The sequence below is a fragment of the Fischerella sp. PCC 9605 genome (assembly GCF_000517105.1).
In the GTDB taxonomy this organism is placed as follows: Bacteria; Cyanobacteriota; Cyanobacteriia; order Cyanobacteriales; family Nostocaceae; genus PCC9605.
In genome coordinates, this window is sequence record NZ_KI912149.1 from 840,869 (window position 1) to 855,561 (window position 14,693).

General features: G+C 43.4%; 12 protein-coding genes. 5 read left to right on the forward strand and 7 right to left on the reverse strand.

Annotated elements, in window-relative coordinates:
* Positions 1 to 235: 235 nt before the first annotated feature.
* The gene (gene nifJ / locus FIS9605_RS0118550; RefSeq protein ID WP_026733943.1) at positions 236 to 3,976 is read left to right on the forward strand and encodes a pyruvate:ferredoxin (flavodoxin) oxidoreductase; all 3,741 of its coding nucleotides are present in this window, start codon (positions 236 to 238) and stop codon (positions 3,974 to 3,976) included.
* A gap of 8 nt (positions 3,977 to 3,984) precedes the next feature.
* On the opposite strand, the gene FIS9605_RS0118555 is transcribed toward nifJ, so the two are convergent.
* The 6 genes from FIS9605_RS0118555 to FIS9605_RS0118580 all read right to left on the reverse strand — a co-directional run bounded on the left by FIS9605_RS0118555 (position 3,985) and on the right by FIS9605_RS0118580 (position 10,343).
* The gene (locus FIS9605_RS0118555; RefSeq protein WP_026733944.1) at positions 3,985 to 4,869 is read right to left on the reverse strand and encodes a peptidase; all 885 of its coding nucleotides are present in this window, start codon (positions 4,867 to 4,869) and stop codon (positions 3,985 to 3,987) included.
* Positions 4,870 to 4,895: 26 nt separating this feature from the next.
* Positions 4,896 to 5,129 carry a preprotein translocase subunit SecG gene (secG, locus tag FIS9605_RS0118560; RefSeq protein ID WP_026733945.1) on the reverse strand — a complete coding sequence of 78 codons (234 nt, stop codon included), beginning with the start codon at positions 5,127 to 5,129 and terminating at the stop codon, positions 4,896 to 4,898.
* A gap of 81 nt (positions 5,130 to 5,210) precedes the next feature.
* Positions 5,211 to 6,809: a 2,3-bisphosphoglycerate-independent phosphoglycerate mutase gene (gene gpmI / locus FIS9605_RS0118565; RefSeq protein WP_026733946.1), complete on the reverse strand. Its 1,599-nt coding sequence runs from the start codon at positions 6,807 to 6,809 to the stop codon at positions 5,211 to 5,213.
* A gap of 342 nt (positions 6,810 to 7,151) precedes the next feature.
* Positions 7,152 to 8,846 (reverse strand): ABC-F family ATP-binding cassette domain-containing protein, encoded by a 1,695-nt coding sequence (locus FIS9605_RS0118570; RefSeq protein WP_026733947.1) that lies wholly within the window; start codon positions 8,844 to 8,846, stop codon positions 7,152 to 7,154.
* A 145-nt stretch (positions 8,847 to 8,991) separates the two neighbouring features.
* Positions 8,992 to 9,780, reverse strand: a complete 789-nt coding sequence (locus FIS9605_RS0118575) for an Rpn family recombination-promoting nuclease/putative transposase (protein ID WP_026733948.1) — start codon at positions 9,778 to 9,780, stop codon at positions 8,992 to 8,994.
* A gap of 53 nt (positions 9,781 to 9,833) precedes the next feature.
* On the reverse strand, positions 9,834 to 10,343 hold the full coding sequence (locus tag FIS9605_RS0118580; RefSeq protein WP_026733949.1) for a hypothetical protein: 510 nt from the start codon (positions 10,341 to 10,343) through the stop codon (positions 9,834 to 9,836).
* A gap of 1,073 nt (positions 10,344 to 11,416) precedes the next feature.
* Between FIS9605_RS0118580 and FIS9605_RS0118585 the strand changes: the two genes are divergently transcribed.
* On the forward strand, positions 11,417 to 11,638 hold the full coding sequence (locus FIS9605_RS0118585) for a hypothetical protein (protein ID WP_026733950.1): 222 nt from the start codon (positions 11,417 to 11,419) through the stop codon (positions 11,636 to 11,638).
* Between the two features lie 34 nt (positions 11,639 to 11,672).
* On the opposite strand, the gene FIS9605_RS0118590 is transcribed toward FIS9605_RS0118585, so the two are convergent.
* Positions 11,673 to 12,167, reverse strand: coding sequence for a hypothetical protein (locus FIS9605_RS0118590; protein ID WP_026733951.1), 495 nt, complete (start codon positions 12,165 to 12,167; stop codon positions 11,673 to 11,675).
* A gap of 308 nt (positions 12,168 to 12,475) precedes the next feature.
* Here FIS9605_RS0118590 and FIS9605_RS0118595 point away from each other — a divergent pair, with 308 nt between their 5' ends.
* The 3 genes from FIS9605_RS0118595 (at position 12,476) to FIS9605_RS0118605 (ending at position 14,684) form a co-directional block, all read left to right on the forward strand.
* Positions 12,476 to 13,195, forward strand: coding sequence for a DUF305 domain-containing protein (locus FIS9605_RS0118595; protein ID WP_026733952.1), 720 nt, complete (start codon positions 12,476 to 12,478; stop codon positions 13,193 to 13,195).
* 348 nt (positions 13,196 to 13,543) lie between these two features.
* Positions 13,544 to 13,942 (forward strand): ArsR/SmtB family transcription factor, encoded by a 399-nt coding sequence (locus FIS9605_RS0118600; RefSeq protein ID WP_026733953.1) that lies wholly within the window; start codon positions 13,544 to 13,546, stop codon positions 13,940 to 13,942.
* Positions 13,943 to 14,054: 112 nt separating this feature from the next.
* Complete coding sequence (locus FIS9605_RS0118605) at positions 14,055 to 14,684, forward strand: class I SAM-dependent methyltransferase (protein WP_026733954.1); 630 nt, start codon at positions 14,055 to 14,057, stop codon at positions 14,682 to 14,684.
* Positions 14,685 to 14,693 lie beyond the last annotated feature (9 nt).

Here is a 14,693-nt window from a genome sequence, read left to right on the forward strand (position 1 = left end):
CATTCGTAATTAACATGGATAATCACTTTTTTTAAAGTGAGATACTATGCATGGTTTTGCTAATGCAACCTAGTTAATAGCAGAAAGCAGGAGGCATTCCTACTCTAAGGGAAAGCCTTTAGCGTACGGGAATGAAAAATTAAAAATTAAAAATTCGAGCGATTCAATTTTTAATTTTTTATTCTCAATTTTTCATTCTTTAGGGGGCAAAAGGCAGCTATGCTGGAGGAAATTAATGAACAAAACCTTTGCAACCATCGATGGGAATGAGGCTGTAGCCCGTATTGCTTACCGCTTAAGTGAAGTCATAGCCATTTATCCCATCACTCCCTCTTCAGCAATGGGTGAATGGGCAGACACTTGGTCGGCAGATGGTCGTCCCAACCTGTGGGGTATGGTTCCGAGTGTAATTGAGATGCAGAGTGAAGGAGGAGCTGCTGCTGCTGTACATGGGGCGTTGCAAACGGGTTCCCTGACAACTACCTTCACCTCATCGCAGGGATTATTATTAATGATTCCTAACTTGTACAAAATGGCAGGTGAATTGACTGGTGTCGTTATCCATGTTGCAGCCCGTTCTCTGGCTACCCATGCTTTATCAATTTTTGGCGACCATAGTGATGTCATGGCAGCCCGTGGTACTGGCTTTGCCCTGCTGTGTTCTGCCTCGGTGCAGGAAGCGCACGACTTTGCCCTTATTGCCCAAGCTGCTACTCTGGTGGCGCGAGTGCCGTTTATGCACTTTTTTGACGGCTTTCGCACTTCTCATGAAATTCAGAAAGTGCAACTGTTAAAAGACAACGACATTCAAACACTAATTGATCCGGAATTAATACTTGCCCACCGCGATCGTGCTTTAAGCCCAGACCATCCAGTGTTGCGGGGAACAGCCCAAAACCCCGATGTCTACTTCCAAGCCCGCGAACGCGTTAACCCTTACTACGATGCCTGTGCCAAAATTGTTCAGCAAGTCATGGATAAATTTGGAGAACGCACAGGACGGTATTACCAAATTTATGAATACCACGGAGCAAGGGATGCCGATCGCGTTATTGTGCTGATGGGTTCAGGCTGCGAGACAGTGCATGAAACTGTTGATTACCTCAATGCCCGTGGCGAAAAAGTAGGTGTAGTGAAAGTGAGGCTCTATCGCCCCTTTGACGCCCAACGGTTTGTACAAATTTTACCAAAAACAACAAAGGCGATCGCAGTTCTCGATCGCAGTAAAGAACCTGGAAGCATCGGAGAACCGATGTATTTAGATGTGGTCGCAGCTATCAATGAAGCTTGGAGTGGAGGAGATGAAGATGATCGAGGAAGTGGGAGAACTTCTTGCCTCCTCCGTCCTAAAATCGTCGGTGGTCGCTACGGTCTTTCCTCCAAAGAATTTACCCCGGCGATGGTGCGGGCAATTTTCGACAATCTGGCACAACATTACCCGAAAAACCACTTTACTATTGGTATCAACGACGACGTTAGCCACACTTCCCTAACCTTCGACTCTAACTTCTCTACCGAAGCAGATAACGTTGTTCGAGCAATGTTCTATGGGTTGGGTTCTGATGGCACAGTGGGTGCAAACAAAAACTCGATCAAAATTATTGGCGAAGAAACTGACAACTACGCCCAAGGCTATTTTGTCTACGACTCGAAGAAATCTGGCTCGATGACCGTCTCTCATCTGCGTTTCGGCCCGCAGCCAATTCGCTCTACCTACCTGATTGACAAAGCTAATTTCATTGGTTGCCATCAGTGGGTACTTCTGGAACGTGTGGATGTGCTCAAAGCTGCTGTGCCTGGGGCAACATTTCTACTTAATAGTCCCCACGGTGCCGATACTGTCTGGCAACATTTACCAATTGGAGTGCAGCGGCAGATTATCGAGAAAAAACTAAAATTTTATGTTATTGATGCTACTAAAGTTGCCCGTGAGAGTGGCATGGGTGGACGAATTAATACAGTAATGCAAGTATGCTTTTTTGCCTTAGCAGGGGTTTTACCCCAGGAGGAAGCGATCGCCAAAATTAAGCAGGCAATTGCAAAGACTTACGGTAAGAAAGGGGCGGAAGTTGTCCGCATGAATTTGCAAGCAGTAGACCGGACGCTGGAAAATTTTCATAAGGTCGATGTTCCCAGATGGGGAGATGCAGAGAGGGGGAAGGGGGGGGCCCCACTTTGTGGGGATAAGGGGCAATGGGGTGATGGGGTGATGGGGAGATGGGGAGAAATCCAAAATCTTGCGAGTGCGCCGGAGTTTGTGCGAGAAGTTCTCGGTAAAATGATGGCTTGGCAGGGGGATGAGTTACCTGTGAGTGCCTTACCAGTAGATGGCACTTTTCCCACAGGTACCTCTCAATGGGAAAAACGCAATATAGCAATAGAAATTCCTGTTTGGGAACCCGATGTCTGCGTACAGTGCAGTAAGTGTGTGATGGTTTGTCCCCATGCTGCGATTCGCAGCAAGATTTATACAGTAGGTGAGTTAAATAAAGCTCCTGTTACCTTCAAATCAACCCATGCCAAAGATAAAGACTTTGCCGGACAGCAATTTACCATCCAGGTAGCACCGGAAGACTGTACGGGATGCGGTATTTGCGTAGATATTTGTCCTGCTAAAAATAAATTACAGCCAGAAAGCAAGGCGATTAATATGAAACCGCAGCTACCTTTGCGGGAGCAAGAGCGGGAAAATTGGAATTTCTTTTTAAATTTACCAAACCCTGATCGACGCCAACTAAAACTCAATCAAATTCGCCAACAACAACTGCAAGAACCATTGTTTGAATTTTCTGGTGCTTGTGCGGGTTGTGGCGAGACGCCTTATTTAAAATTATTAACACAACTATTTGGCGATCGCGCTATGATTGCTAACGCCACAGGTTGTTCTTCTATCTATGGCGGTAATCTGCCCACAACTCCTTGGACAAAGAACAGTGATGGTAGGGGGCCTGCATGGTCTAATAGTTTATTTGAAGATAACGCCGAATTCGGTTTTGGCTTTCGCCTCTCCCTCGATAAACATGCTGAATATGCTACCCAATTGTTGCTGGAATTGGGGAATGGGGAATGGAAAAGGGGGAAGGGGGAAGGGGGAATGGGAAATGGAAAAGATTTTCAAAAGCTTATTCCGCCTGATTTGGTTCAGTCTATACTAAATGCTCCCCAAAATACTCAAGCAGACATATATGAGCAAAGACACAGAATAGCATTATTGAAACAACTATTAGATGAAATTTTGATTGATGTAGAGACGCGCTATGGTGCGTCTCTACAAATAAAATCCCAAATCCAAAATCTTAAATCCCTTGCTGACTACCTTGTTAAAAAGAGTGTCTGGATTGTTGGCGGTGACGGTTGGGCATATGATATCGACTTTGGCGGACTTGATCATGTACTTGCCAGTGGTCGCAATGTGAATGTTCTGGTAATGGATACAGAAGTATATTCCAATACAGGTGGTCAATCTTCCAAAGCAACTCCACGAGCTGCTGTTGCCAAGTTTGCTGCCAGTGGTAAGCCAGCCGCCAAGAAAGATTTAGGACTAATCGCCATGAGCTACGGTAATGTCTACGTGGCAAGTGTAGCATTAGGCGCACGAGATGAGCATACCCTCAAGGCGTTTTTAGAAGCCGAAGCCTACGACGGGCCATCGCTAATTATTGCCTACAGCCATTGCATTGCCCACGGCATCAATATGACCACAGCGATGAGCAACCAAAAAGCATTGATAGAATCAGGTCGCTGGTTGCTGTATCGGTACAATCCAGAGTTGCGAAAACAGGGTAAGAATCCCTTGCAGTTGGATATGCGACAGCCGAAGCAGTCACCAGAACAATCAATGTATCAAGAAAATCGCTTCAAAATGCTTGCTAAGAGCAAACCCGAACTCGCCAAAAACTTACTGCAACAAGCACAAGCGGAAGTAAATGCACGTTGGCAGTTGTATGAGTACCTGGCAGCACGCCCAATAGGATAGGGTGAGAGTTAAGAATTTAAAGACCATCCCAAACTCGTAGGCTGTTCATAAACTCGCTTTAAGGTATTCACATCTCTTGGAGAAATTGGCGGCGGGTTGCGAACTTGAGAAAAGTATAAAGCATCGCTTTGTAGCGGACTATGTCCCCATATTCCCAAGGCGTGGCCTAGTTCGTGGCGAGCAGCAGCTAAAAGGTATTTACCTGTTTGGCTGGGACTTAATAGAATCGTAAAACGATGGTATAAATTTTGATTTTTATTATATAAATCGCAAGTAGTTTGGGCAGAACGCGCACGGGGAATTTTACTACCAGGAGAAGTTTGCAGAGGAGGAGCTTTTCTGATAACTGTGATATCAGCTACTTCTGGTTTTTCGATTACTTGTAGAGGTAAATAAGCGCTCCAATCCCGGACAGCTTGTAAAACTTCGTTGACCCATGCTTCCGCTTGCTTGGCGTCTATTGTTTTTGGAGTTTCTACGTAAACTTTAACGGGAAATTGCGACCAAATTAAATAGCCTACTTGCGTTGGTGCAATTTGAGAGAAGTAGTCATCACTGTTTGTACTATCTTGCCAGTTTGCTAGTGTTGGCGGTAGGGGATGGGATTTGGCGGGAGGTAGGGAGGTGGGGTGATGGGGAGGTGGGGTGTAGACGCGCAAGCGGCTTCCCGTAGGGTAGGGGTGATGGGGAGGTGGGGAGAGTGGGAGAGGGGGAGAGTATGAAAAATTAGCAAATGACTGCGCGTTAGTCAAGATAACGAGCAGTCCTGTACTAATAGCCAATCCTATAATTGCCAGTAAACGTCGCCAAAGGAAAATTGTTGAGATGTTGGTTGTTGTAGAGACGTGCCATGGCACGTCTCTACATTGGTTAGTGGTTGCTTGTCTCCTCATCTCCGGTTCTCCCCATCTCCCCATCCCTATTTGGGGAGCCAACCAGCACTCAAAACCACGGATAAACCGAGAAAAACGACTGTCAGCGCCCATGTAACTCGGTTCAATGTGTTTTCTGCACTTTTGGTACTGCTAAACAACTGGGCTTGTCCGCCAATGGCTCCGATGCCATCTCCTTTGGGGCTATGCAGTAACACTAAGACAATCAAAGCGATCGCCGAAAAAACCCAAATGCCTTGTACGATGTTAGAAACGGTCATAGTAGCAATGTAGTTATGAATTATGAATTATGAATTATGAATCGTATTAAATTCTCATTCATAATTCACATTATTAACTTTTTACAGTCTAACTTCCACGGGAGTGCGAGATAATTTTACTTCATACTCTGTGGGTTGTAGCAGCGATCGCCCTGTCATTTCTGGTGGCTGAGGCAGCTGTAAAATCTGCAAAATCGTAGGGGCAATGTCGGCTAACTTGCCATCGCTTCGCAAGGCAACATTTCCGCCATGTCCGGGAATTTTTGCTTGTTCTCCTTCCACGACGATTAGAGGAACTGGGTTGGTAGTGTGGGCTGTCCAGGGATTTCCCCTCTCATCGATCATATGTTCGGCGTTGCCGTGGTCAGCAGTAATAATTGCTGTACCTCCAGCTTTGCTCACACTTGCCAGCAGGCGTGCTAAACAGCTATCCACAGTTTCTATGGCTTGAATCGTAGCTTCCATCTTACCTGTGTGTCCCACCATGTCTGGATTGGCATAGTTAATCACAATTAAGGAGTAGATGCCCTTTTCAATCGCTGCTACTGCTATGTCTGTAACTGCTTCGGCTGACATGTTTGGTGCTTTGTCATAAGTAGCAACCATCGGACTGTTTACTAGTTCCCGGTCTTCTCCTGGGAAAGGTTCCTCTAGTCCGCCATTCAAGAAGTAGGTGACGTGAGCGTATTTCTCGGTTTCAGCGGTGCGAAACTGCTTGAGACCGTGCTGGGAAATTACTTCTCCTAAAATATTACTCAGATTCTGCGGTTCAAAGGCAACCTTTACTGGTAAATCTGGGTCATACTGCGTAAAGGTGACAAAGGACAATGGCGCGATCGCCTGTCTTTCAAAACCGTTAAACTCTGGATTGACGAAAGCTTGGGTGAGTTGTCTGGCGCGGTCGGGGCGGAAGTTAAAAAATATTACCCCATCTCCTGGTTCTATCGCACCGGGTGCAATGCGTATGGGGGCGATGAACTCGTCTGTGACACCCTCTGCATAGGATGCTTGCAGAACTTCCACAGCAGAACGACCATTGCTGGGGCTATCTTGCGTCATCACATCATAGGCGCGTTTAGTCCGATCCCAACGGCGATCGCGATCCATCGCATAATAACGACCACTAAGGGTAACTATGCGTCCGATGCCAATCCGGTCTATATAGTTTTGGATGAGTGCAATTGCCTTGACACCATCTGTTGGGGCGGTATCGCGACCATCTGTGATGGCATGTATGCATATTTCCGAAATTCCCTGACTTTTCGCTAAGTCAAGTAGTCCGAATAGATGACTGACGTGCGAGTGTACCCCACCCTCAGAACAAAGCCCGACTATATGCAGCTTGCCATTGCGATTCTTGACTTCTTGGCAAATACTGACAAGTGCTGGGTTCTTGAGAATGGAACCGTCTTCTACCGCATCGGAAATGCGTACTAACTCTTGGGGTACAACCCTCCCAGCACCAATGTTCAAATGACCAACTTCAGAGTTGCCCATTTGACCCTCTGGCAATCCCACTGCTTTTCCGGATGTGCGGATCAGGGTGTGCGGATATGCTGCCCATAAGCTATCCATTACCGGAGTTTTAGCAGCTGCAATAGCATTTCCTTGTGTCTCCTCGCAGTAGCCCCATCCGTCTAAAATGACTAGCACCACGGGAGCAACAGGTGCTTTGGTCATAATAAAATTGCCCTTTACTTTTTGTAATACCCGAATGATACCACTGCTAATGGAAGCCGCAAGTAGATTTGTGCCTATTAACTTATTTTATAAGAGTATTTCGATTTTTTAGATATTTCTTAAAGTTTAGCAATTTTTTCTTAATTTTTGTGGTATTGGTTGGCTGTTAGTGGTTAGTAGTTAGTGGTTAGTAGTTAGTAGTTGGTTGTTATACCAATTTTAAAAAAGAATGCGACAGATGGATTTACAGAACTCTTATGCAGAAAGAGTTTCCCAATCCAAAATCTAAAATCCAAAATGGTATTACCCACTAACCACTATCTACTAACTACTAACATTCTCTTACTTCTTCTTCGCCGCCGCTTTAGCAGCTTTAGCAGCTTTTTTAGCGGCTTTTTCGGCTGCGATCGCTGCTAGCCTAGCTTGTTCTTTTTCTTCCGCTATTTTCTCCAGGTAGTAATGATAGTCACCTAAGTAGACGCGGAATTCTCCATCTCGAATTTCCACGATTTTATTGGCTACCTGAGAGATAAAATATCGGTCGTGAGAAACAACTATCGCTGTGCCATCATAGTTTTGCAGCGCTTCTTCCAGCATTTCTTTGGCTGGAATATCTAAGTGGTTGGTTGGCTCATCTAGTATTAGTAAATTTGCTGGACACAAGAGCATTTTTGCTAACGCTAGACGCGCTTTTTCACCACCACTTAAGGCAGCAACTTTTTTAAACACCGTATCGCCACTGAATAAAAAGCGTCCCAGCAGTGTGCGGACTTCTTCATCTTTCCAATCAGGCACTTCATCATGGATAGTTTCCATAACAGTTCTTTGCAAGTCCAAAGCTTCCGCCTGGTTTTGCTCAAAGTAACCCGGGATCACATTGTGTTCGCCTAATTTGACTATGCCTTCTGTGGCTTGTTCCATACCCATAATCAGGCGTAACAAAGTAGATTTGCCAGCACCGTTGGGGCCAAGAAAAGCAATGCGATCGCCTCTTTCAATCAGGAGATTTGCTCCTAAAAACAAGATTTTGTCATCGTAGATGTGAGTTAAATCTTTGATTTCCACTACCTCTCGTCCGCTGCGGGGTGCAGCGGGAAAACGGAAGTGTAATGTTCTTACCCCAGCAGTAGGTGCTTCGATGCGCTCAATTTTTTCTAGTTGCTTTTCCCGGCTTTTTGCCTGAGTGCTACGGGTAGCGCTAGCACGGAACCTGTCAACAAAAGCTTGTTGCTTCTCCAGTTCTTTTTGCTGGCGTTCGTAAGCACTAAGTTGTGCTGTTTGATTTTCGGCTTTCTGTTGTAGGTATGCCGAGTAGTTACCGAGGTAGGTAGTGGAAACACCACGTTCGGTTTCTACAATTTGGGTGCACAGACGATCGAGGAACTCGCGGTCATGGGAAACTATTACCATCGGCGTACTCAAGCCTTTGAGGTAATTTTCCAGCCACTCAATAGTTTCTAAATCTAGGTGGTTAGTTGGCTCGTCCAGAAGCAACAAATCAGGCTCTTGCAGGAGGATTTTACCCAAACTGATTCGCATCTGCCAACCGCCACTGAAAGCACTGACAAGGCGATCGCCATCTTCTGGTTCAAAGCCCATTTCTGGTAATATCTTGCCAATGCGTGCCTCTAGGACATAGCCATCTAAGGCTTCAAACTGCCGCTGCAAGCGATCTAACTTATTGATCAGTTTTTCCAGTTGTTCTGGTGAGGCGGTTTCCATCTGCTGCTGTACCTGCACCAGAGACAACTGTACCTGGTTTGCCTCCTTGAAGACTGTCCAAAATTCTTCTCTGATGGTGCGGCTGGGATCTACATCAAACTCTTGGTTGAGGTAGGCTATGTGTAAGCTGGCAGGACGAATAACTTCACCAGAGGTTGGCTCAACTTTGCCAGTGATGATTTTGAGTTGAGTGGATTTACCAGCACCATTGACACCAACTAAACCAACGCGATCGCCAACTTTCACTTCCCAATTAATATCCTTGAGGACTTCGCCAGTCGGATAAATTTTACTAATATGTTCTAGTCTTAGCATTGAGTGTCTCCAAGGTAGGCAATGTGCAGGGAAGGCTAACTCACATCGAGTCCAATCTTAACAAAATTTAATTACAAATTCTGTACGAGAAATTCCTTGAAGATAGAGAAAAATTTTAGCTAGCGATACGCTAATAGTTGCTGTATCAATTTGAGGATTGATTTTGTGCTGCTTGCCTGACTTGTTCAATCTCTAAGCCTAGTGCCTCTGCTATCTGTTCTACAGTCAAACCCAATGCCAATAATCTCGGTATTGCTTCTAATTTACCTTCTTGCTTACCTTCTTGAAAAGCTTCTTGATAGACTCGTGTTTGCTTTAGCTCACTCAATCCAAACATGGCCTCTATTTCCTCCCTACTCATCCTTGGAAACTTGTAAACCAAGATAGTCTCTATTAATTCTAATAATTGCCGCTGTTGCAGTTCAGAGTTGATCTCTTGCCTAGTTCTTTCTATTAACTGCCTTGCTTGTGTAATTGCTGTATCTTCATCTTCAATGACTAATTTTACAGTTGCGATGTCAATCGGTAGTGAAGCAACTCCGCCTAATTCATCAAGATAAATACGTAGGATGCGCTGACTAGCAAAAAACTCTCGATCATACTTGATATCTGCTGTATCTATACTGCGGGTTGGATATATAACCACACCCCGCCAATCATTTTGTGGTATATTTTGCCGCAGGTACAGAAAGATTTCTGCAAATAGTCGAGCGTAAATTTCTGAGTCTGATTGAAACTGGACTTCTACAAAGTAAGTGGGGTTTTCGTCAGCTTGTATGGGAAGAAATACGCCATCAATTCTAAATGCAGTTTGTTTGATTTCAACCGATGAAAATTGATAAGCATTCGCTTCTGTTGCAAGTTCACCGATGAGTTCAAAGAAGATACTAGGTAACTCTTGAAAAAGGCGATAGAAAATACTGTCTGTTTTCACAAAAACCTGCCTATCTTGTGGAACGGGCATCTTGCCCGTTCCACAAGATATTTTTAAGGAAAAATGTATAATTCGCTTTCTTCTTCAGAACCATCACGCACTTCCAGCAACCGCTCTTTTGATATGCCTAAGATTCTCGAAAGTGGCGCTAATAAACTATCTTCAACTGCTTCTCCTGAATAAATATTATGCAGTTCTGTAGGTGACAATTTAAAGGTATCGCAGAATTTAGCAAACTCCTGATTATCCAAATCAAGCTCTTTTTGTCTTTCATTCAATAAAGCAGCGATCGCTCTTTTTCCATACTTAGGCCGCTCGCTCATTTTTATATATTTTTTGATTAAATCTTTAACCTGCTTGGGATCGCCACCAGAATTTTTGATTAAGTCAAGACAAGCTTTTTGCAATGCTTTTTGTAAGAGTTCTTCTTCATTTAAAAACTTAAGAACTTCATCCGTAAATTCTTGTTTAAAAAATCCTGCGATCTCACCTTTATAATAAACTGGTAGATAAGTCTCATTCGCTTCTAATTGCCAAGCTAGGGGTTCATTACGTAGAGACATGGTAGCACCTCGCACAAAAATGATACCTCACCATGTTAAACACCAATAACCGTAAGTTCCAATGCAAGCAATGAGGTAAAAGGGACTGGGGACTGGCGATCGGGTACTGAGGTAGTGGTTTTCAATGGAAAAATTTTAGACGGCCACCTCCCGACTGTTGCAACTGGTGTAACATCTGAGGGACTTCCAAAGAAAAAAACATCCCAAATTTTCTTGTGGGATGGGTGTCTTCACCCGTCCCATCTGAGGGGCGGGTCAGGATGCCCACCTCACCATCCGGGATAATTTATTTCTTGGAAATCCCTGAGTTCTACCTCACCTGAAAATACTTGATGTCTACTCTAGCCCTGTCAAGGTGGGTAAAAAACGAACCACTATCTTAGTAGAGAAGACTATTTTCCTCTTCGTGTCTTAGTGTCTTAGTGTTTCAATCATTCTTTTTTCACCACCCTACTCTGCCTTGAGCCGCTGCGCGTCTACGGGTTCGCCACTTTGCCTACCCTGGCGGGAAGCCGCTGCGCGTCTACGTGACGGGAAGCGGAGCCACTGCGGTGGACGGGTCTCCCGGCATAAGGCATGTGGCGTCCAAGACGGCAAGTGGACTCACCAAGACACAAAGACACCAAGAAAAATCCATTTCCAAAACTCAAACCTTGACAGGGGTAGTGTCTACTCTTACGGGAAGTCGAAGAAGGCGCGTCTGTGTGCCTTGGTGGACGCAGTTTATGACAGCTACTTATGAAAGACTGTTGTTGAGGCTGATATACGGATACCTAAGCTTGAGAGTCGCTCCTCTGATTCTCTGGCTTAGGCATCAGCAGCATGAATTTTATATTCAGGGTCTTTATATTAGTTGACCCCGTTATTATTGCAACAAGTAAACTAGTATTTAGATTCGCATCAAATTAGTAAAGTTTATTAACATTTAATATTTTCTTAAGATTTACAATTTAATATTTTCTTTAGATTGTTCACGATAACCGACACAAACGATACCCCGGCTACCAACCGGGGTTTTTGTCCAAGTCAGCTATTGTAGTCTTGCTGTAGGCTGTCGCAACGGGGTACGTGCTGTGAACTCATCAACATTGCGTCAACTCTGGTCTGTAATTGAAGATACTCAGACTAGTATTCTTTTAGAAGACAACGACACGGAATTGGTTCAACAGTTACTAAGGCAACTAGAAACTCAGAAAATACTTAGCAGCGAAGAAATCAGTGTCATCAGTGCTTATATTAGTTCTAGGTTGCCACTAATTCGGGATCTTGCTCTGTTACGTAGAGGATACATTTGAGCAGAAACCTAGAGCGATCGCTTTGGGATAACAGTTATTTATTAAAACTGAAACGTCCGTCAACCTTTTGATTGCCAATACTCGCAGTAACTTTCACCTGATACTGACCAGCTGCATTTCCAGGAAAAAAAGCAGCGTAGTGTTTCCCAGTAGCATCATAACTAAAAGGAATAGTCTTTTGTGTCCCATCTGGTTGCTGAACTTGAGCTGTGACTTTGGCATTAGGTACTGCTTCATGGCGATCGCCTGTTTGCAGATATAAGTCTAGATGAGTTCCGTTGGCTTCTTTTTCAGGCACGAACTCTAAATGATATTTTCCTGTCTCCACAACTTGACCACCTTTGGATGCACCATGCTCATTATTTGTTTTAGCAGCAGGTGAAGCTAAAGTGCTTGGAGACTCGTTATTTGAGGTAGAAGTAGCAGGATTATTTTCTGTATTAGCTGCTTGATTGCTGTTACTACAAGCTCCTAAAAAAAGCAGTCCTGTACTTCCTAGAACTATCAAACTGAATTTGAATGATTTCATTAATTTCTCCTTAATATTGAGAGTCGCATTATTCTTAAATATTTATAGTCAAGCAGCAAAATTTCAGAATAAATAGAAATATTTGCGGTCAAGGTTATCACTTAATTTGCCAAAAGAATGTGAAATCAAGATGAAACTGAACCGAATTCTGCTGATTTCATTCTTATTTCATTTCTTTGCGCCAAACTGAACAGTAAGTATGTACGGAAAGTACGGTACATCACGGTCAACTCTCCATCTAACTGGAGCCTTCAATAATAGAGAAGGAAATTCTTTAATTGCAAAATTCAAAGATTGATTTAAAGTCTATGCAATCTATTTCTTGGAAAACAGGATTTTTTGCGCTTACCTTTGTAGCGATTACATCCTTAAGCAGTGGTGTGCTTACAGCTTGTTCTACAATTGCTTCTCAAAACCAAACTCAAGCACCAAACACCACTGCTACTAATATTAGCGATCGCCAACAAGTGAGTCAACATCACGACATGATGAATCATGGCGGCATGAATCACAGTATGGCAATGGATTTAGGGCCAGCTGATGCTAACTATGATTTGCGCTTCATTGATGCAATGACTTTGCATCACCGAGGAGCGATCGCTATGGCAAAAGAAGCTGAGCAAAAATCTCAACGCCCTGAGATCAAGAAATTAGCACGTAACATCATCGTTGCTCAAAGTAGAGAAGAAAATGAGCTATTGCAGAAGTGGCGAAAAGCCTGGTATCCCCAAGTAAGTGCTGAGCCTGTAGCCTACGGCGGCGAGGGTAAATCTGTAGTACCTATGTCCAATGAACAACAGCAAAGCATGGCAATGCTTGAGGATCTGGGATCTGCGGATGCAGAATTCGATCTGCGCTTTATGAATGCCATGATTGCTCATCATGAGGGTGCTGTAAATATGGCTCAAGATGCTTTGAACAAGTCTAAACGTCCTGAAATCAAGAAATTAGCTCAAGAGATTATTGATTCACAGCAAGCAGAGATTAACCAAATGAAGCAGTGGCGACAAGCTTGGTATAACAAGTAATATCGTGTCTGCATGAAATTTATACTCTCGCCTAGAACGTCGATTCAGTATTCAGAAATTGTCTTTATGGATCAGACAAGGGAAACACCTTCGGGAAGTCACGCATTCAAAAGTCAAAAGTCAAAATTAGAATCTTGACTTTTGAATTGTTTTGTCTTCCTTCCCTTGTCCTTCTTGTCAAAAGAAGTTTCTGTGTCTGCCAAGACGGCGATCGCTAACCCAATCAATACTAACTGAGGATTTTAGGATACTTAATTTAATATAACAATTGAACAGTTATTCAATTGTGCAATTTTTGAATTTTAGTTAAAATTGATATTGATAACCATTGCCTAAAAGAAAATTGCCATGAACAAGCAAAAGGGAAAGCAAGATTTGGACCTACTCCCAGGTTCTGAAACGCCTAAGTGCGATACCCATTTGGTGCATTTAGATCGTGTACGTTCAATAGGGGCGCAAATTCTGCCAACAAACAAAGCACAGGAGATGGCAGAAATTTTTGGGGTGTTGGCAGATACGAACCGTCTACGCCTCTTATCAGCTTTGGCAAACCAAGAATTGTGTGTATGCGATTTAGCTGCATTGACAAAAATGACAGAATCAGCAGTTTCACACCAACTAAGATTATTAAAGGCAATGCGTTTAGTCAGTTATCGCCGAGAAGGTCGTAACGTCTATTACAGCTTGGCTGACAGTCACATCATTAACCTGTATCGTTCTATAGTAGAACACTTGGATGAATCCTAATTTCCCTCATTAGAAATAGCTTGTTGACATTGAGAAATTAATAAGTGCGATCGCGCTGTCTAAATATTAGATATCTATAAAATTAAAGATGCAGGTGACAATTTTTGTAACTATGAGTGAGAAAGTAATTCGCCAACAATATGACCAAGTGGCAAACTTGTACGATCGGCGCTGGAGTACTTATATTGCCAAAACACTATCTTTTCTCAAAACTTGGGCGCATATTTCACCAGAGGCGACAGTGCTTGATATTGGCTGTGGAACAGGAGAATTTGAGCGATTACTACTAACCGAAAATCCACAGCAGATGATTACCGGAGTAGACATTTCAGAAGAGATGCTGCTTGTAGCTAAACAAAAATGCCGTGCTTATCCCAACGTTTCATTCCTGACAGCAAGTGCATCAGCATTACCATTTGCAAATAATAGCTTTGATGTCATCGTATCTGCTAGTACATTTCATTATTTTGACGATCCTGAGACTTCATTAAAAGAAATGAGACGTGTGCTAAAGCCAGACGGTAAAGTAGTTATTTTAGATTGGTGCAAAGATTATCTATTATGTCGCATTTGTGATTTTGTATTGAAGTTTGTTGACCCTGCTTACAAGCAATGTTATACCCAAAGAGAATTTCATAGCTTATTTACATCTGCACAATTTGATATCAAGTGTGCAACTAAATTTCGTTTTGGTATTATTTGGGGAATGATGATTGCTACTGCTACGCCACAAACTTACTAAAGCTGTGTT

Coding starts and splice junctions, on each gene's coding strand:
- nifJ (WP_026733943.1), top strand. CDS start 236: ATGAACAAAACCTTTGCAACCATCGATGGGAATGAGGCTGTAGCCCGT.
- FIS9605_RS0118555 (WP_026733944.1), bottom strand. CDS start 4,869: ATGAGGAGACAAGCAACCACTAACCAATGTAGAGACGTGCCATGGCAC.
- secG (WP_026733945.1), bottom strand. CDS start 5,129: ATGACCGTTTCTAACATCGTACAAGGCATTTGGGTTTTTTCGGCGATC.
- gpmI (WP_026733946.1), bottom strand. CDS start 6,809: ATGACCAAAGCACCTGTTGCTCCCGTGGTGCTAGTCATTTTAGACGGA.
- FIS9605_RS0118570 (WP_026733947.1), bottom strand. CDS start 8,846: ATGCTAAGACTAGAACATATTAGTAAAATTTATCCGACTGGCGAAGTC.
- FIS9605_RS0118580 (WP_026733949.1), bottom strand. CDS start 10,343: ATGTCTCTACGTAATGAACCCCTAGCTTGGCAATTAGAAGCGAATGAG.
- FIS9605_RS0118590 (WP_026733951.1), bottom strand. CDS start 12,167: ATGAAATCATTCAAATTCAGTTTGATAGTTCTAGGAAGTACAGGACTG.
- FIS9605_RS0118595 (WP_026733952.1), top strand. CDS start 12,476: ATGCAATCTATTTCTTGGAAAACAGGATTTTTTGCGCTTACCTTTGTA.
- FIS9605_RS0118600 (WP_026733953.1), top strand. CDS start 13,544: ATGAACAAGCAAAAGGGAAAGCAAGATTTGGACCTACTCCCAGGTTCT.
- FIS9605_RS0118605 (WP_026733954.1), top strand. CDS start 14,055: ATGAGTGAGAAAGTAATTCGCCAACAATATGACCAAGTGGCAAACTTG.